The organism is Hymenobacter sp. FMD4 (assembly GCF_058932745.1).
This window is the reverse complement of the sequence record NZ_JBZYWH010000026.1, coordinates 53,605-70,053: the sequence shown is the minus strand read 5'-3', so window position 1 is coordinate 70,053 and position 16,449 is coordinate 53,605. Positions and strand designations below refer to the sequence as shown.

The window sequence follows — 16,449 nt, the reverse complement described above, 5'->3', positions numbered from 1 at the left end:
GGTATTGCTTTGGAAGCTGGGGCCGTGGCGGTAGGAGCTATTTTACCAGCGCGTAGTTCTGGCCCGCGTCTTAGCAGCCAAACCTCGCGTAAGCTCACGGTGCTTTAATGACCACTCAAACGGGTGCCCGCTGCGCAGGGCCCGCACCGTCAACTCGGCGCAGGCGAGGGCGTCGGAAAGGGAGTCATGGTGATTGAGGGTGAGGCCGAAATGCGCGGCTAGCTCGTTTAGGCGGTAGCCGCCCAGATTTGGGTGGCTGGCCTTCATCAGCTTGATGGAACACAGGCTGCGCAGCTCGGGCGCGGGCAGCTGGTGGGCAGTGAGGCTGTGGTCGAGCACGCTCATGTCGAAGGAAGCGTGATGAGCTACCACCACCTGGTCGTGCAGGAAAGGCTCGATGAGCGGCCAGAGCTGGGGCAGGCTTTGGGCGGTGCGCAACTGTTCTGCCGAGATACGGTGCACGCTGTAGTTCATGGGAGACACACGCAGCTCCACGGGTCGGATAAGGTATTGGCGCGTCTCGGTCACCTGTCCACCGCGCACTTGCACAATGCCGATGGAGCAGGCGCTATGCCGCTTCTCATTGGCCGTCTCGAAGTCGATGGCGGTGAAGTTGAGGTCTTGCAGGGCCTGGAGGTAGTGCTGCGGCATAAGGAACTGAAATGGCAGGAGGGAGGCCGGCGCTCGGCCTGAACTGAAGTGCAAGTTCGGATTCTGCGGCTGTAAACGGAACCTGTTGTAGCGACGCAATATTTTGTGTCTCTTCGTTGGCCGGCTGTCGGTTTAGGAAGTGGTCTTGCAAGCAAGCTCTGCGGCCAGGGAGCAGCACCGCCGCATTTAAGTACACCCCATCAACTCCATCTGCCACGGCCCATGAACTGCGACGTACCCGCTCTTTGGCACGAACACAAGGATGCCTTGCGCAACTACATCCGCAAACGCGTACCCGATGAAGAGCTGGCCGGCGACATCCTGCAGGACGTGTTGCTGAAAGTGTACGGCTTCTGCCAAGTGCGCTCGGGCGTGCAAAATGTGCGCTCCTGGCTTTTCCAGATTGCTCAGAATACAATAGTGGATGCCGTGCGCCAGAACCGCCGCCTCGTGCACGTCGACGAAGACTTCGACGTGGAGGCGGAGGACGAAGCCGAGGCCTATCGCGACGCCGTGGAGTACATTCTGCCCATGATTCAACTGTTGCCCCCGGCTTACGCCGAGCCGCTGCGCCTCTCCGACGTAGAGGGACTGAAGCAGCAGGCCATTGCCGAGCAGCTAGGGCTGGGCCTGTCGGCCACCAAGTCGCGCATTCAGCGCGGGCGGGAGATGCTCAAGGACGTTTTCGTGGAGTGCTGCCTGCTGGAAACCGATGCCGAGGGGCGCCTCGTCAGCTTCGATATCCGGCCTGATTGTGGTGCGCTGCAGCGCTACAAAGCCGAACTGAAAAAAAAGTAAAAAAGTCTGCGTCTTTCTGGGAAGCGGGTCGTCATGACGGTGCAATTGATTTTCAAGCACCTCAAAACCATCCGACCATGAAACGCTTCCACGTCAACGTTCGCGTCACCAACCTCCAGGAGTCCGTCGCTTTCTACACGGCGCTGTTTGCCGCCGAGCCCACCGTGCGCCAGCACGATTACGCCAAGTGGATGCTCGACGATCCGCGCATCAACTTCGCTCTCTCGCTGCACCCTGAAGACGCCGGCATCGAGCACCTCGGCATTCAGGCTGAAAGCCCCGAAGAGCTGGCCGAAGTGTACAGCCGCCTCAAAAATGCCAAGGCCGCCATTCGCGAGGAAGGCAAGTGCACCTGCTGCTACGCCAAATCGGAGAAAAGCTGGATTACCGACCCACAGGGCGTGGATTGGGAAGCCTTCTACACCTTCGGCACAGCCACGGTGTACGGCGAAGGCCAGAATGCCCGTCCGGCGCAACCCCAACCGGCTGCCGCTGCCAAAGCCAGCGTACTGAAAGCGTTGCTGGTACTGGTGGCCTTCGTGGGCACGTTCTTTAGCCGGCCATTGCTGGCGCAGGAGCTGGCTCAGGTGCGGGTGGAGAAAGCCGACGACCACAGCTTCCGGGTACGCGTCGATAATCCTGAGCGCCGGGTGGGCTCCGTGCAGGTAGTGAGCCTGGCGCAGGGCGTTACCCTGCACCGCGAAACCATCCGGCGCGCAGCCTACGGGCGCAAGTTCAACTTCGAGCAACTGCGCGACGGCCGCTACCACATAGTGGTGGAAGTAGGAATGCAGAAATACACCTACGTCCTCAACCTAAATACCAGCACTACGCGCACCATGGGCGTGTGCTGCTTGAAGCAGGCCGACCTCTCTACTGCTCGCCTCTAGTCACTCTCAGCGAGCTTCGGGTTATGGCTGCGGGGCTGTTTTGGTACCAGTAGCCAGGGGGCGTTGGCGCACCAGCGTATAGTGCAGGCGGCCCCGCTGCAGGTCGGGTTCCCGAAACTTCACCGCGTACAGCCGCACCGTATCAGGGGTGCTCACGAAAGCCAGGACGCGGCGGCGCGGCGTGCCAGAGTCGAGCACGAGGTGGTCGAGGTTGTTGGCGTAGGTGACCACAAAATCGGTGGCTGGCTGAATCGTCCGGAAGCGCCCCAGGCCACGCACCGCGCCATCGGGGCTGATGCGTACCTGGCTGCGGCGACCGGCAGAGTCGGTGGTCAGATAAGAGCCGGCCAGCAACTGCCGAACCGCTAGGCGCTGAATGACATCGGCCTCGGCACCGGCGGGCTGCGCTTTGCGCTGCAAACGATAGTAGCGGGTGGAGGCAAGTAAGCGGCCTCCTTTGTTATACTGGTTTAGCAGCAGCGTAGTATCGGCGGGAGCTTTGTCGTAGCCCAGCTCGTAATAGTTGCCGGGGCGGTCGTAGTCGCGGCGGCTGGTGGGCAGGGCCGAGGGCCGGGCCCCGGGGCGGAAATACAACGTCAGCTCGTCACCTTCGTGGTTGTTGAGGTTCACGCCAACGCGCAGGCTATCGGCTTGGCGCTGAGCGGGGTCGATGCGCAGGGCCGCTATGCCCTCCAGCGCCGGGGCTGCCAGCAGCGGAGAACGGGTGCGGGCCAGCTCAGCGAGGTAGGTTTCTTTTACCCACACGCCGCGCAGCATCGGGCCAAACTCCCGCGCCAGTGCTTCCACCGAAGCCGTCGATACGGCCTCGGCCGTTGAGCTGGGGTTGCGTTCGGAGTCCTGCTGCCCGCGTTGGCAAGCCAGCAGCAAGGTTAGGGCGGCAAAGTACAGAAGGCGGTGATGCATGCGAGGAGGGCGTATGGGCTGCCCGTAAAGTTGGGCAGCGGGGCAGGGGTTAGTACGCCGCGCCGGAAAGCTAGTTGGTTAGGGCTGTGCCAGCAACTGCTTTTCTAGCTTGGTTGCCAAGGCCAACTCGACCTGGCCTGCAGGCTTCTTGGCTATTTCCAGCTGCTTTTTCGCCGCCGCCAGCCATTCCGCCGATACCGGCTTGCCCTTGTCGAGCTGCTCCAAGCGCTGCAGCAACAGAGTGGATACCACCGTCAGCTGCGTTGAAAGCGGGGCGTATTCCCGCAAAGCCTCGTTGGTTTGCAGCAGCGGCTGCACGCGGGCGTCGTTTTGCTGCCAGCGCTTGAGCTGAATGCGGAGGGCGGCCAGCTGTCGGCGCGTCTCGGGGGTACGGGGCAGCTCCACGGTTTTGGCGCGCGGGTAACTCAGCAGGCTGTCGAGCGTGGCACCGAACTGCCGCACCTCTTCCGATTCGGCCGGTGCCACATCCACCAAGCGGTTGAGCGGCGTTTGGGTGGTGTACTTCATGCCCTGGAAGTGGCGTTTGTACTCTTTCACCGGTTCCAATACGTTGGCCAGGGTGCGCAAGGGCGTTACCTCGTGGCCAGCGGCCATCATGCTCAGCAGCTGCTCCGGGGCCTTGCGGTGCTGCAAGCCCATAGCATCGAGCTGCGTTGCGAGGGGCGTAAGCCGGCGGTACATATCCGGAATATTGGTGACCGTAGCGGCCGACCACAGCCGTTCGGCCACGGCGCCGGCGCGCGGCCAGATGCGCGAATCGATGATAACCGAATCGGCAAATTCCGACCACATGGTGGCCTCACCGCCCAGAATGCGCTTCTTCTCCTCGTCGGTAAGCGGAGCGTCGGCGGGCACGGGGTCGGGCGTGTAGTGCGAGGCGGCGGTGAGGTACAGATCAAGGTAGTAGCCGTTGGACAAAATGGCTTGGTGGCCGGCCTTGGCAGCTTCGTACAGGCCTTTTTTGCCACGCCAGCTCTGAATCAGGGCATCGGAAGGGAGACCTGGCCCGAGGATTTCGTCCCAGCCCACCATGCGCTTGTTGTACTTGGTGACCATGGTGAGGATGCGGCGGTTAAAGGCCGTTTGGAGCGCGTGCTTGTCTACCGAGCCGTCGCGCTTCACCATGCCCCGCTCGCGCATGTACTGCGCAATGCGCGGGTTGCGCCGCCACTGCCGCCCGTCGTTTTCGTCGCCGCCGATGTGGAAATACGGGTCGGGAAACAAGACCGTCATTTCCGCGAACAGCTTGTCCAGCAGCGCGTAGGTCGTTTCCTTGGTCGGGTCCATGGCGATGTTGAGCACGCCCCAGCGCGGCGACACGCCGTAGATGGAATCGTTGGACGCCAGCTCCGGATACGCAGCCAGCCAAGCCGTGGCGTGGCCGGGCACGTCGAACTCCGGCACTACCCGAATGCCGCGGGCGGCGGCGTAGCGCAACACCTCGCGCACCTGCTCCTGGGTGTAGTAGCCATCGGCGCCGCCCACCTGATGCAGCTTCGGCAGCACCTTGCTTTCCACCCGAAAGCCTTGGTCGTCGGTGAGGTGCCAGTGCAGCACGTTCAGCTTCACCGCGGCCATGGCGTCGAGGTTGCGCTTGATTACGCTCACCGGCATGAAGTGCCGCGCCGCGTCGATCAGCAAGCCGCGCCAGGGAAAGCGCGGCTGGTCCTGAATTTCCACTTCCGGTATGCCCACGTGCCGGCCGTAGCTCTGGGGCAGCTGTTCCAAGGTGGCCAGAGCCCGCAGCACGCCCAGGGAAGTAGGCGCATCGATGGTAACGCCACCGGGCGTCACGCGCAGGCTATACCGCTCGCTGTCGAAAGCTTCGGGCCGGCCCAGTTGGCCATAGCTGATTTGCAGCGGCAAGGTAGAAGCGCCGGTTAGGTCCGTGCCATCGAAGCGCATGCGCACCAACGTGCGGCGCACGGCCGCCTGCAGATCCGCGTCGGCGGGGCCGGTAATCTGGGGCTTCAGCTTGCTTTTCCAGCCGATAGAGCCAGCACCCCACCGCACTTCGGCAGGCACCGGCATCAGGTTTCGGGTGTCCGAGGGTTGGGCAGAAAGAAAAAGCGGCAGCGCCAGCAGCAGAAAAAGCAAACGAAGAAACATAGGGCGAGTTTACGGCAAAGCTGCCGGGAGCTTTACAATTATTTTGCCCAAAGCAACTGTGAGAGGGGCAATCCGCAGAAGTACTATTTGGCCTACTACGCTGAAACTGCCTTTCTTCGTGCCGCATTTGGGCGGATGCGTGGCGTAATGGCCGCAATGTAGCCCGGTAGCGCACAGCCAACACTTAGGAGCCAGTTGACAGTCAGCGCCTCAGGGGGTGGCAGTTGAGTAGGCATGCGGGCAGGGCACAAACCGCTACCATCTTTGTCTCGTTATATTCTTACGCCCGCTTCAGTTCAGCTCTTTCACGCCATGGAAACCATCATCGGAACCGACCCCGCTTACGCGGCTGAACTGCTACGCCAGGGAGAACTGGTGGCCATACCTACCGAAACGGTCTACGGCCTAGCCGGCAACGGGCTCAATGAGCAGGTAGTACGCAAGATATTCGCGGCCAAAAGCCGGCCCCTGCACAATCCGCTGATCCTGCACGTGGCCGATACCGAGCAGCTCAGCAAACTGGTGTTGAAGCTGCCGCCGCTGGCCTGGCAGTTGCTGGATCATTTTACGCCTGGGCCGCTCACTTTGCTGCTACCTAAGCACCCGCAAGTGCCCGATCTGGTTACAGCCGGCTTGCCCGATGTGGCCGTGCGCATTCCCCAGCACCCCGTAACGCAGAGCCTACTGCGGCAGCTCAGCTTTCCGCTGGCGGCACCTAGCGCCAATGCTTTCGGGGGCGTGAGCCCCACCGAGCCAGCTCACGTGCTGCACCAGCTAGAAGGACGGATTCCGTACATTTTGAACGGTGGCCCCTGCCGCCGGGGTATCGAGTCGACGGTGATAGGTTTTGAAGGTGGTGTGCCCGTGGTGTACCGGCCCGGCGCCATTTCGCTGGAAGAAATCCAACGGGTGGCGCCTGGTACCCGGCTGCGCACGCCCAACCACGCCAAGGTGGCCAGTCCGGGCCTGCTCACGCAGCACTATTCACCCCGCACGGCTTTGCGCCTGGTAGAGCCCGGCCAGCTGCAAGCCGCCGATGTGCCGCCGGAGCAAACCGGCGTGCTGGCCCTGCAGCACTACGCTCCCGGCATTCCGGAGCAGCAACAGGTGGTGCTGAGCCCCAGCGGCGACTTGGCCGAAGCGGCTTATAACCTGTATGCGGGGCTCTACAAGCTCGATGCCCTGGGCTTGTCGCTGATTCTGGCCGAGCGAGTACCCGAAAAGGGCATTGGCGTAGCCATCAACGACCGCCTGACAAGGGCCTCAGTTAAATAGCCGGTTGCCCGGCGTGGTATTAGATCAGGCCCCGGGCTTTAAATTCGAGGTAGCGGTTGATGGTGTTGGCCGTAAGGTTCTGCGGTGCCGTGAGCAGCCCATGAATACCGTAGCGCTGCAATTCCAGCACCATGCGGCGCTTGTCCTGCACAAATTTCTCGGCCACGGTCTGAGTGTAGAGGTCGTCGGTGGTCTCGGCGGGCTTGTCGAGGCTGCCGCGCAGTTCCGTGTTTTCAAAAAAGACTACCAGCAGTAGGTGCCGGCTAGCCAAGCGGCGCAGGTATGGCAGTTGGCGCTGCAAACCGTGCAGGCTCTCAAAGTTGGTGAACAGCATGAGCAAGCTTCGCTGCTTGACTTGGCGCTGTACCAAGGCTGCCAGCCGCTCGAAATCGGATTCCAGAAAGCGCGTCTGCTGGCGGTAGAGCACTTCCAGCAGGCGCGTGAGCTGCCCCCGACGGCGGTCGGCGGCTACCACGTCGCCAGGTTCGTGGGCGAAGGTGATGAGGCCGGCGCGGTCGTGCTTAAGTAGGGCAATGTTGCTCAACACCAAGGAGGCATTGATGGCATAATCCAGCAGCGCCAGCTCTTCGAAAGGCATGCGCATCACGCGGCCTTTGTCGATAACGCAGTACACCTGTTGGGCGCGCTCGTCCTCGTGGTGGTTGACGAGCAGTTGGTCGTCGCCGGGGCGGCGGGCGGTGGCTTTCCAGTTGATGGTGCGCGGGTCGTCGCCGAGGGCATAGGGGCGAATGTGGTCGAACTCCATGCTCTGGCCCACGCGGCGAATGCGCTTCACGCCCACCTCGGTCAGGCGATTTGATAAAGCCAGCAACTCGTAACGGCGCATCTGCAGAAACGATGGGTACACGGCCACCGTCACGTCGCCTTCCCCAAAACGGTAACGGCGCTGCACCAGGCCCAGCGGGGAGCGGGCCAGCACGTTGGTTTCCCCAAACACGTATTCACCGCGGCGGTTGGGCCGTAGCTGGTAATGTAGGGTGCTGGCCGTGCCCGCTGCAAGGCGCAGCGGAAACAGCAAGTCGCGGCGCTGAAACTGAATCGGCACATCGTCGACTACATCCAGCCGCGCCCGGAAAGGGTAGCGGTTTTCCACCACCACCTGAATGTCGTTGTCGTCGCCGTTGGAAAGGCGTTTGCCCAGCAGCCGACGCGCAAAGACCCCGCTGCCACCACCCAGACCGTAAAGCAGGCCGGCGTCGAGCAAAGTAAGCAGGGCCAGCACGAGAGTCAGGATTTGCGCTGGAGCTACCAGCACGGGCCAGAAATGCGCGACAATCAGCAATGTGACTACTACCGTCACGGCCGCGAAGAAGCGCGGCGGCAGCAGCAGCGAGGCAATAAAATTGCGAAAAGCAGTAGGGCTTTCGGGCATGCGTGAAAGCGCGGATGAATAGCGAACTGTCGTCAGGCGGCAGCGCTTGCGCGGGTGCTGACCGACGATAAATACTAGCAGGACTCAGACCCGCCGGGGCCCCGCCACCGGCTTACGCAGGCGATGTTGGATGGCAGAGGTACTGGTTAGATGCGCCTTACCGCGGTACTTCGACTTGCTGCAATAGCTGCCGCACCACATCATCGGGGCTGAGGCCTTCCAGTTCCCGCTCGGGCGTGAGCTGAATGCGGTGCCGAAGCACCGGCGGCGCCAGGTGCTGAATGTCCTCGGGCGTCACGAAGTCGCGGCCGCGCAGGGCGGCCAGGGCCTTGGCGCCGTTCAGCAAGGCCAAGGAAGCGCGCGGCGAAGCGCCGAGGTAAATGGATTTGTGCGTGCGCGTCAGGCCTACCAGGCGGGCTACATACTCAAATAGGCGCGGCTCTACGTGCTGCTGACGAATCTGCCGGCGCAGGGCGTGCAGCTGCTCGGGCGTTACCACGGGCTTTACCTCGTCCAACGGCAAGCCACCGGGGCCCGCGTGGTGGCCCTGCAGGATTAAGATTTCCTCGGCTTCGGTGGGGTAGGGTACCAACGCTTTGAAGAGGAAACGGTCGAGCTGAGCCTCCGGTAGACGGTAAGTGCCTTCCTGCTCCACGGGGTTCTGAGTAGCCAGAATCATGAACGGCTCTCCCAGGTGGTGCGTCACGCCGTCGTAGGTAACGTGGCGCTCTTCCATCACCTCAAACAGGGCCGACTGGGTCTTGGCCGGGGCACGGTTGATTTCGTCGATCAGCACCACGCTGGAGAAGATGGGGCCTTGCCGGAACTCAAAAGCGCCGCGGGTGGGCACATACACCGAGGTGCCGAGCACGTCGGAGGGCATCAGGTCGGGTGTGAACTGAATGCGACCGAAGGGCACCGAGAGCGTGCGGGCAAGCAGCTTGGCGGTGAGCGTCTTGGCTACGCCGGGCACGCCTTCCAGCAGCACGTGCCCATCGGCAAGCAGAGCCACGAGCAGCAGCTCTACCAGCTCGTGCTGGCCCACAAGCACGCGGCCCACTTCCTGCCGGACGGCTTCGGTGGTGCCGGCGAGCTGGCGGAGGTCGGTGCGGGGCACAAAGGTTGAGTCGGTGGTATGATTGGTCGTCGGTTCCATTAGGCAAAAGCGGCGGCCCGGGTGCGCAACAGGGCCAGCAAGTCGAAAAAGGTAAATAAATAGCTAGGCGGCCGTTTAGCTTTCGGCGCGCTTTCGGAAGTCAGTGAGGAGGGAGTGAAGCTGGTGAAGTTCGGTTTCGGACACGTGCTGAGCATCCAGGTAATTGTGCAGCCGGGCCAGCAGCGTCGTTATTTCTTCCTGGGGCACGCCGGTGCGCACGCTTAACCGGCGCGGGTAGTCCGTATCGATGCTCTGCGGTACGGGCTCCTGAAAGCGGGTGCGCAGGTAATCGAAAAACAGCCGGATGCGCAGCGTCGCCAGCGCATGGTGGTTGCGCCCCTGTCGGTATACATCGGCCACAGTGCGCGCAAACTGCAGGCTGGTATTGGGCAGCGGGCGCAACGTGGGAACCGGGCGTTGGCGGCGGCGCGCGCCAAGCAAGGCAAACAGCACGCCCCCCGTCAGCAGCCCGTACCAGGCCCAGGTCAGGGCCGGGCTGCGGTGCACCACGCGTAGCAGCGAATCATCATCGGTGCGGCCTTGCTTGTAAAACTCATCCCACAGCACCGAGCCCTTGGGCAGGTACGACAAGGCACCCGCCACGAAGGCGGCATTTTGCCTGTGCATTACGCCGTAGTTGCTGACCAGGGCTGGCACTGAGCACAAATACAAGTGCCCCCGCCCTACGGGCAAATGCACCAGAATGGGGTGCCGCTGCGCATCGGTGGCCAGTACCGCCGCGGGGACTGTGCGCCGAACCGAATCGGGCGAGGCAGCTTTCAGGCGGCCGGCCGAATCCTGGACGAAATAAGAACCGAATACGCGCTCGGGCAAGGCAGCAGTGCGGCCACGCAGCGCGGCGGCCGTCAGCCGGAACTGCGACGTATCCTGTAGCGTGGTTTTCGCCCGGAACGGCAGGTCCGAGGTAGCCGGCAGCTGCCAGAGCCGGTCGATTTCACGAGACGTAGAGAAGTCATCGGCGGCCAGCCACACGGTTCCGCCGCGCTGCAGGTAGCGGTGCAGGGCGAGGGCATCGGCCGGGCCGGGACTGAAGGTGGGTTGGGCCAGCAGGTAAACCGCCGGCGCCGCGGTTGAGTCGCTGAGTACCTCGTAGGGTGACTCGCGGGTCACCTGTACCGGCTGCCCTGTAATGCCGGTCAGCAGGCGAAACAGGGCATAGGTGCCCAGCGGCTTTTTGTGGTCGTGACGGTAGGTTGGCGTCCAGTCCAGTTGCTTGGGAGCGTTGTATACCACCACCGTCCAGGTCAGAATCAGCACGCCCAGCACGGTGAGCGGCCAGCGAATAGAGCGTAGCATCAGGCGGCGCGGCGGTTATGAACGTCGGAAAGGAAAGCCTGACGGGCGGTGCTTACTTGCTCGTACTGGGCGGCGGCGGGCTCAAACTCGCCGTACCACACGTACTCAAACTGCCAGGTAAGCGACGCAAAAGCCTCCGTAAGCGCGGGGGCAGTGGTGCGCAGCTCGGTTTGGTAATGGTGATTGGTCTTGTTGGGCTTCCACTCGATCAGGCCGCGGTCGGTGAGGGCTTTGAGCACGAGCAGGTAACCCAGGCGCGTAGCCAAGCGCCATTCGCCCTGCTCTTCGGCATTCCTCAGACGGTCGGGCAAAGTGGCTTCGTGCACGTCGTCGGCTTCCAGCGCAAAAGGCACCTCCACGCGGCGGCCCCGGCTGCGCAGCCACTCGCGCGGGTTCAGGCCCAGCAGCTGCATCACAATGAGGATGAGCGCCGTGATGGCCAAACCGTAGAATAGAATCTGCCAGAAAATGGTGGTGTCGGGCGCAGTAAACGAGCGGAACAACCGGCGCATGAGGTTGCGCCACCAGCGCGAAATAGGGTTGTCGGCTGGTGGGGCTTCCTGGTATTGCAGGTCACTGTCGGCGCGCAGGCGCTGCAGCTCGGCAGCCGAGAAGTCGCGGACAGCCGGAGCGGGCGCGGGAGGTATTGCAGCCGAAGTAACTGCCGGGGCAGACTGAGCCAGCGTGGCAGCCGGCGCGGCTACGGCTAAATGGGCGGTAAGCAGCGCGGCGCCAAGCCAGCGGTAAGTAACTGTCGAGAGAAAAGGGCGCATCAAAGCGTTTGGTCGCCGTAGCTCGGGCGGAACATGTTTTCGTCAGAGCCGGGGTTGTGGCCGGTTTGAGGAGTTTGACCCAGCTCGGCGGCGCGCCATTGCAGGCTTACGCCGTCTTTGCGCTCCACTAGGTTAAAATACTGGAACATCAGCAGCAGGTACAGCACCGGGTACAGCGCCAGCATGCACGCCATTTGGATGCTTTGGCCAATGGCAAAGCCTAAAGTATTGACACCGTCGGAAGTGCTCAAGCCGATTAGCGTCATCAGCAAGCCCACAACACCGCCCAGTGCACCCGCTGCCAGGCCTACGGCCAAGCCTCCCACTATCATCAGGCCAAAGGTGGACCACCACTTACCGCGGATCAGCGAGATGCAGCGGCTGATGGTGGAGCCGACGCCGGCGTTTTCGAACACGACCACGCACGGCAGCATGGTGAAGGCAATAGCTACGTAGTAGCCCGGAATAACCAGCAGCATGAGGCCCAAAACCATGACAATCATGGCCAAAATACCGGAGCCCACCATGGAAAGCAGATGTTGACGAGCTTCATTCCAAACCTCTCCAACGGTAACTGCCAGGGCCGGATCGGGTTGCTGCATGCGGCACTTCACGAAGCTGTACATCATGGCGTACATCACCAGGAAGGCTGCCATGGCAATCAGCCACAAGCCTACCAGCGCCGGCAGCATCAGCATAGCGGCTGGGGATAGGTTGCCATCGAACACAGTGAAGTTGCGGAAACCCACGATGAAAGCGGCAGCCAGCGGCACAATGCCCAGCAGCATAGGCACCAGCAGTACCCGGTACATATTGGGGCCGTGCTTGCCCAAAAACGCAAACGTGGCTTCGAATTTCTGCCCGAACTCGCGCAAGCGGTAAAAGTCCTGAGGCGTGGTAAACGTCCGCTCCGATTCGGTGCGGGGAGCTAGGGTAGAAGTTTGCATGGCTGGCTGAGCGGCAAAATGTGAACGTGATGCTAGATCAAGGAATCGTCGGACGCGCTAGGGGGCGTACAGGGGCGGAGCAGGGCTTTCCAGCGGTGCCTGACCAATGCGGGCCGCCCGCCATTCCAGGCCAGGGCTTTCTTTGGCCTCTACAATGCTAAAATAATTAAAGGCCAGCAAGATAGCTGTGATGGGTTGCAGCAAAAACTTCAGCGTAGAAATCAACAGCTGTGTTGGCATTACCCAATACCAATCGGTGTAGTCGAGCTCCAGAAACAAGGCCAGCCACATGATAGCCTTTTGCGGAACCACCACCACACCGTAGTTGAGTAGCACCGTCATCAGCACCAGGCCGGCCGTGGACCAGAAGTAGCCGCGGATCAGCTCAAAGCAGCGCGACAAGGTCTTTTCGCCATCCTCGATTAGCACCACGCCGGGCAGCAGTGTCAGCACCACCCACATGTAAAAGCCGGGCAGCAGCAGGCAGATAAAGCCCAGAATCATGAGCGCACCGCCGATCAGTGCACTGCCGAAGTAATTGCCGAGGCCATTGACGAAGTCCCAGATCTGTTCGGCCGTGAACCGGGCGCCGGGTTCGTCCAGCGCATGCATGCGGGCCCGCATGAAGCCGTACACCACGCCGGTAGCCACAAAAGAGCCGATGAACTCAAACACGAGGCCCAAAGGATTGAGCATGGCGCTTTCGGTACCGATGTAGTGCACCCCGACGGCCTGAAAGAAGGCCCCCAACACCATCCATAGCGACACGTAACGCAGCAAGGCGCTCAGCAGCTCCCGCCCATGCAGGCGCAGCAACTGCGCCGTGGCTTCCCATTTCTGCCCGAAGTCGCGAGTTTGATAAAAATCGGCCGGGTGGCTGAAGGCTGGGGGCGCCATAGCCGGTGCCGCTTGGGTAAAAGTGGACATTATAGAAGGACCACTGAAAGGTTAGAGCGTTTGTTCGTCGCGGTAGTCGCTGCCGTAGTCCATGGGAGCTACGGGGGTGGGTGCTTCACCCAGGCGGGCTGCTTGCCACTCCAGTCCAATACTTTGTTCGGCTTCGATGATGCTGAAGTAATTGAAGGCTAGAACAATGTTGCCAACCGCCTGAACAGCCAGTAAGGCAGCTGCCACCAGCAGGTGAATAACCAACGAGAACAGCAGGGAAATCTTCGCACCCGATTCATCTACTTCTGCCACCACATAGCCCAGCACGCCGGCCGGTACCAACACCACCGCCACGGTAAACACGGCCACCACCAGCACCACGGCGGCAGTAGACCACCAGTGGCCTTTGATCAAGTGAAAGCAACGATCAAGGCCGCCCTGCTCCATAAACACCACTCCCGGCAGCAGCGCCAGCACTACCCACACATAAATACCCGGCAGCACCAGTAAGATGAAGCCCAGGACTACTGCCAGTCCACCCAAAATTACTTTGCCGAAGTAAGTGCCCGTGTGGCTTACTTGCTCCCAAATCAATTGCGCCGTAAGGGGCTGGCCGGGCTGCTGATAGCTGTTCATGCGGGCCCGAATGAAACCGTAAGCCACGCCGGTCCCGATAATGTCGGCTACGCGTTCGAAGATGGAGCCTAGCCGGTCAGCGCCGCTGTTATCTTCGAGCATTGCCACCCCAGTAGCTTGGATAACGGCGCCGAGCAGCAACCACGGCGCAACGTAGCGCAGCAGCGCTGCCAAAAACTCTTTGCCGTGCAAGCGCAGCAACTGGGCTGCTGCTTCCCACTTCTGGCCAAAGTCACGGGTTTGGTAAAAGTCAGCTGGGTGGCTGAAGGCGGGCGGAGCACTGGCTACCGCGGCAGTAGTAAGCGTGGGCATGTGGATAACGGTGAAGGAAATAAGGAGCGAGTAGTATCAGGGAGCTTCTTCATCGAACTCGGGCAAGGCCTGCGCCGCACGCTCGGTGCGCCGGTGCAGCCACCACGGATAAACCACGAAGTAACCCAGCACCAGCAGCAGCGACAGCCCAATGGCGGGCACGCTCACGGCCAAGGGATGCTGCGGGGCGAGGCGCGTAATAAAGCCTTCCAGGAAGGCCGCCACCACAATCAGCGGCACCAGCCCGGCCATGAGCTTGATGCCGTCGCGGGCGCCGCGGCGCAGTGCCTCCCCGCGCGGGTAGCTGCCCGGAAACAGCAGGCTGCTGCCCAGCACCAGCCCGGCCCCGGCCGCGAGGATGATGCAACTGATTTCGATGGTGCCGTGCACCCAAATGGCCAACGATGCTTGCAGCCCTACGCCCTGCGCAAAAAAGAAATACTGAAAGCTGCCCACCATCACGGCGTTGTAGAACAGCATGCCCAGGGTGCCCAGCCCAGCCACAGCGCCCATGGCAAACATGGTCAGGGCCACGCGCACGTTGTTCAGCGCGATGTACAGAAACATGGAAATCTCCGACGAGTTGCCGTAGATATCGGTGGGGCGCCCGCGCCGGATGTTCTCCAGTGTTTTGTTCACGTACGCATCACCCAAGATGAGGCGCACGAAGGTGTCGTCTTCAGCTGCGGAAATGGTGCCCAGGCCGCCGAATAGCAGAAACAAGCCTAGCGCCAGCGCCATAGGCCGCCAATGCCGCGCTAGCAACAGCGGAAACTCCGTCAGCCAGAAATAGCCCAGGCCACGGCGTTGGGTGGTGCGGCGGCGGTACAGCTGCTCGTGAAAGCGCGACGCTAGTTGGTTGAGGTGTTGCGTTACGGGCGCCGCGGGGTAGAAGGTACGGGCGTAGGCCAGATCGTCGGTAAGAGCCACGAAACGTTCGGCCAGCTCCTCCGGGCTACCGGCCGGAGTATGCTCATAAGAGTGCCACCGTTCCTGATTGCGGCGAATGAATACAGCTTCACGCATAAAGAAGCGCCCGCCTCACGGGAAAGGGCATGATAACGTGTCGGGAAGGTCCTATTTTTGGAGCTATTCTGCAATTTTTTCCACCGCGTTTATGGCGCTTCTTCGCATCCCTACCACCCAAAATGTCACGCTCGAGTACGAAACGGCTTCCGTTGGCGAGCGGATTGCTGCCACGCTCATTGATGGGGTAGTGCAGGCGGGCTGGGCCATTCTCTGCGCCATCTTGTTTTTCGGCATTCTGGATCTGGATACCCGGGGCGGCGAGTCAGTGGTGACCATCCTGTTTTTTGTGTCGATTGCCTTGCCCATTTTCCTGTATCACCTGCTTTCCGAACTGGTCTGGAAAGGGCAGAGCATCGGTAAGCGGCTGATGAAGGTGCGCGTCATCAGCCTGAATGGCACGCCGCCGCGCTTCAGCCAATATTTGTTGCGCTGGGTGCTGCGGGTGGTCGATATCAGCCTGTTTTACGGTATTGTAGCCATGGCCTGCGTGCTGGGCGGCGGGCGCGGCCAGCGCCTCGGCGACATGGCCGCTGGTACCGCCGTGGTGCGTCTGAACCGTCGCCAGAACGCCGCCGACAACTCCCTGTTCGGCGTCAGCTACGACCCCAACTACCGCGTGACTTTCCCCGAAGTCACCAGTCTATCTGACCACGACGTGCGCCTGATTCAGGAACTGGTGACGCAGAGCGAACAGCGCGGCGCCTACCACATCCTGACCGACGTGGCCCAGCGCGTACGCACCATCACCGGTATTCAGACGACCATTCCCGACCGGGAATTCCTGCTGATTGTGCTGCGCGATTATGGGCACCTGGCAGCACAAACTGCCGATTAATAAGTTGTGCTGGCTTACTGGGAATGAAAAGCAAGGCTTGGGCAAACTCCGCTGCCGAATGCGCGTAGCAAGGATATCACCCAATCAACGCTTCATCATGGCTAATAATAAAAACGACCAGTTCGAATTTAATAAGGACAACAACCCGGATGAGCAGGAGAATTTAAACCCGCAGGCAGAAAATCACCGCCGCGGAGCCGAAGAGGCCCACATCCCGGAAGGCATTCCGGGCCAGCTGGCCGATCCGTCGTTGCACGCACCCAAGCAGAACGCGCCCAATTACGATGACTTTGGGCGGCCCGAAAATGCGCAGCATAAAAGCCAGGGCACGACTAATCCGGACAACTTCCAGCCGTATTTCGGTCAGGAAACCCCACCCGAGCCCGATGACACGCGCCACGGTGACGCCCGCTTCCGCCAAAGCGGTACCCGCAACTGGGAAACTAACGAGCCGGAAAACCCGCACGTAGGCGAGGAGGGATAATTAAAAAAAGC

The 16,449-nt window shown here is 61.5% G+C and carries 16 protein-coding genes; 5 read left to right on the top strand and 11 right to left on the bottom strand.

All coding sequences use genetic code 11. The annotated features are described in order from the left end of the window. Window positions 1-42: 42 nt before the first annotated feature. Complete coding sequence (locus AC5FXY_RS18980; RefSeq protein ID WP_493558292.1) at window positions 43-651, bottom strand: 3'-5' exonuclease; 609 nt, start codon at window positions 649-651, stop codon at window positions 43-45. A gap of 222 nt (window positions 652-873) precedes the next feature. Here AC5FXY_RS18980 and sigZ point away from each other — a divergent pair, with 222 nt between their 5' ends. Further along, window positions 874-1,449 carry an RNA polymerase sigma factor SigZ gene (gene sigZ, locus AC5FXY_RS18975; protein ID WP_493558291.1) on the top strand — a complete coding sequence of 192 codons (576 nt, stop codon included), beginning with the start codon at window positions 874-876 and terminating at the stop codon, window positions 1,447-1,449. 77 nt (window positions 1,450-1,526) lie between these two features. Beyond that, complete coding sequence (locus AC5FXY_RS18970) at window positions 1,527-2,339, top strand: ArsI/CadI family heavy metal resistance metalloenzyme (protein ID WP_493558290.1); 813 nt, start codon at window positions 1,527-1,529, stop codon at window positions 2,337-2,339. Window positions 2,340-2,360: 21 nt separating this feature from the next. Here the strand turns inward: AC5FXY_RS18970 and AC5FXY_RS18965 are convergent, their stop codons facing one another. Further along, on the bottom strand, window positions 2,361-3,263 hold the full coding sequence (locus tag AC5FXY_RS18965; protein ID WP_493558289.1) for a hypothetical protein: 903 nt from the start codon (window positions 3,261-3,263) through the stop codon (window positions 2,361-2,363). 78 nt (window positions 3,264-3,341) lie between these two features. Then, window positions 3,342-5,393, bottom strand: a complete 2,052-nt coding sequence (locus AC5FXY_RS18960; RefSeq protein WP_493558288.1) for a beta-N-acetylhexosaminidase — start codon at window positions 5,391-5,393, stop codon at window positions 3,342-3,344. Between the two features lie 264 nt (window positions 5,394-5,657). Here AC5FXY_RS18960 and AC5FXY_RS18955 point away from each other — a divergent pair, with 264 nt between their 5' ends. Beyond that, the gene (locus tag AC5FXY_RS18955) at window positions 5,658-6,668 is read left to right on the top strand and encodes an L-threonylcarbamoyladenylate synthase (RefSeq protein ID WP_493558287.1); all 1,011 of its coding nucleotides are present in this window, start codon (window positions 5,658-5,660) and stop codon (window positions 6,666-6,668) included. A 19-nt stretch (window positions 6,669-6,687) separates the two neighbouring features. On the opposite strand, the gene AC5FXY_RS18950 is transcribed toward AC5FXY_RS18955, so the two are convergent. From AC5FXY_RS18950 to AC5FXY_RS18915, 8 genes are all read right to left on the bottom strand, one after another. Further along, the gene (locus AC5FXY_RS18950; RefSeq protein WP_493558286.1) at window positions 6,688-8,061 is read right to left on the bottom strand and encodes a DUF58 domain-containing protein; all 1,374 of its coding nucleotides are present in this window, start codon (window positions 8,059-8,061) and stop codon (window positions 6,688-6,690) included. Between the two features lie 157 nt (window positions 8,062-8,218). Next, window positions 8,219-9,217 carry an AAA family ATPase gene (locus AC5FXY_RS18945; RefSeq protein WP_493558285.1) on the bottom strand — a complete coding sequence of 333 codons (999 nt, stop codon included), beginning with the start codon at window positions 9,215-9,217 and terminating at the stop codon, window positions 8,219-8,221. Window positions 9,218-9,292: 75 nt separating this feature from the next. Further along, window positions 9,293-10,534, bottom strand: coding sequence for a DUF4350 domain-containing protein (locus AC5FXY_RS18940; RefSeq protein WP_493558284.1), 1,242 nt, complete (start codon window positions 10,532-10,534; stop codon window positions 9,293-9,295). After that, window positions 10,534-11,307: a DUF4129 domain-containing protein gene (locus tag AC5FXY_RS18935; RefSeq protein ID WP_493558283.1), complete on the bottom strand. Its 774-nt coding sequence runs from the start codon at window positions 11,305-11,307 to the stop codon at window positions 10,534-10,536. The genes AC5FXY_RS18940 and AC5FXY_RS18935 overlap by 1 nt, the downstream gene beginning before the upstream one ends. Beyond that, window positions 11,307-12,254 (bottom strand): hypothetical protein, encoded by a 948-nt coding sequence (locus tag AC5FXY_RS18930; protein WP_493558282.1) that lies wholly within the window; start codon window positions 12,252-12,254, stop codon window positions 11,307-11,309. Before AC5FXY_RS18930 ends, AC5FXY_RS18935 begins: the two co-directional genes overlap by 1 nt. A 57-nt stretch (window positions 12,255-12,311) precedes the next feature. Next, on the bottom strand, window positions 12,312-13,181 hold the full coding sequence (locus tag AC5FXY_RS18925; protein ID WP_493558281.1) for a hypothetical protein: 870 nt from the start codon (window positions 13,179-13,181) through the stop codon (window positions 12,312-12,314). 21 nt (window positions 13,182-13,202) lie between these two features. Then, window positions 13,203-14,090 carry a hypothetical protein gene (locus AC5FXY_RS18920; protein ID WP_493558280.1) on the bottom strand — a complete coding sequence of 296 codons (888 nt, stop codon included), beginning with the start codon at window positions 14,088-14,090 and terminating at the stop codon, window positions 13,203-13,205. A 36-nt stretch (window positions 14,091-14,126) separates the two neighbouring features. Then, on the bottom strand, window positions 14,127-15,116 hold the full coding sequence (locus tag AC5FXY_RS18915) for a stage II sporulation protein M (protein WP_493558279.1): 990 nt from the start codon (window positions 15,114-15,116) through the stop codon (window positions 14,127-14,129). A gap of 91 nt (window positions 15,117-15,207) precedes the next feature. Here AC5FXY_RS18915 and AC5FXY_RS18910 point away from each other — a divergent pair, with 91 nt between their 5' ends. Both AC5FXY_RS18910 and AC5FXY_RS18905 read left to right on the top strand, forming a co-directional pair. Beyond that, window positions 15,208-15,954 carry an RDD family protein gene (locus AC5FXY_RS18910; RefSeq protein WP_493558278.1) on the top strand — a complete coding sequence of 249 codons (747 nt, stop codon included), beginning with the start codon at window positions 15,208-15,210 and terminating at the stop codon, window positions 15,952-15,954. A gap of 97 nt (window positions 15,955-16,051) precedes the next feature. Beyond that, complete coding sequence (locus tag AC5FXY_RS18905) at window positions 16,052-16,438, top strand: hypothetical protein (protein ID WP_493558277.1); 387 nt, start codon at window positions 16,052-16,054, stop codon at window positions 16,436-16,438. Window positions 16,439-16,449: the final 11 nt, after the last annotated feature.

Coding starts and splice junctions, on each gene's coding strand:
- AC5FXY_RS18980 (WP_493558292.1), bottom strand. CDS start 651: ATGCCGCAGCACTACCTCCAGGCCCTGCAAGACCTCAACTTCACCGCC.
- sigZ (WP_493558291.1), top strand. CDS start 874: ATGAACTGCGACGTACCCGCTCTTTGGCACGAACACAAGGATGCCTTG.
- AC5FXY_RS18970 (WP_493558290.1), top strand. CDS start 1,527: ATGAAACGCTTCCACGTCAACGTTCGCGTCACCAACCTCCAGGAGTCC.
- AC5FXY_RS18965 (WP_493558289.1), bottom strand. CDS start 3,263: ATGCATCACCGCCTTCTGTACTTTGCCGCCCTAACCTTGCTGCTGGCT.
- AC5FXY_RS18960 (WP_493558288.1), bottom strand. CDS start 5,393: ATGTTTCTTCGTTTGCTTTTTCTGCTGCTGGCGCTGCCGCTTTTTCTT.
- AC5FXY_RS18950 (WP_493558286.1), bottom strand. CDS start 8,061: ATGCCCGAAAGCCCTACTGCTTTTCGCAATTTTATTGCCTCGCTGCTG.
- AC5FXY_RS18945 (WP_493558285.1), bottom strand. CDS start 9,217: ATGGAACCGACGACCAATCATACCACCGACTCAACCTTTGTGCCCCGC.
- AC5FXY_RS18940 (WP_493558284.1), bottom strand. CDS start 10,534: ATGCTACGCTCTATTCGCTGGCCGCTCACCGTGCTGGGCGTGCTGATT.
- AC5FXY_RS18935 (WP_493558283.1), bottom strand. CDS start 11,307: ATGCGCCCTTTTCTCTCGACAGTTACTTACCGCTGGCTTGGCGCCGCG.
- AC5FXY_RS18930 (WP_493558282.1), bottom strand. CDS start 12,254: ATGCAAACTTCTACCCTAGCTCCCCGCACCGAATCGGAGCGGACGTTT.
- AC5FXY_RS18925 (WP_493558281.1), bottom strand. CDS start 13,181: ATGTCCACTTTTACCCAAGCGGCACCGGCTATGGCGCCCCCAGCCTTC.
- AC5FXY_RS18920 (WP_493558280.1), bottom strand. CDS start 14,090: ATGCCCACGCTTACTACTGCCGCGGTAGCCAGTGCTCCGCCCGCCTTC.
- AC5FXY_RS18915 (WP_493558279.1), bottom strand. CDS start 15,116: ATGCGTGAAGCTGTATTCATTCGCCGCAATCAGGAACGGTGGCACTCT.
- AC5FXY_RS18910 (WP_493558278.1), top strand. CDS start 15,208: ATGGCGCTTCTTCGCATCCCTACCACCCAAAATGTCACGCTCGAGTAC.
- AC5FXY_RS18905 (WP_493558277.1), top strand. CDS start 16,052: ATGGCTAATAATAAAAACGACCAGTTCGAATTTAATAAGGACAACAAC.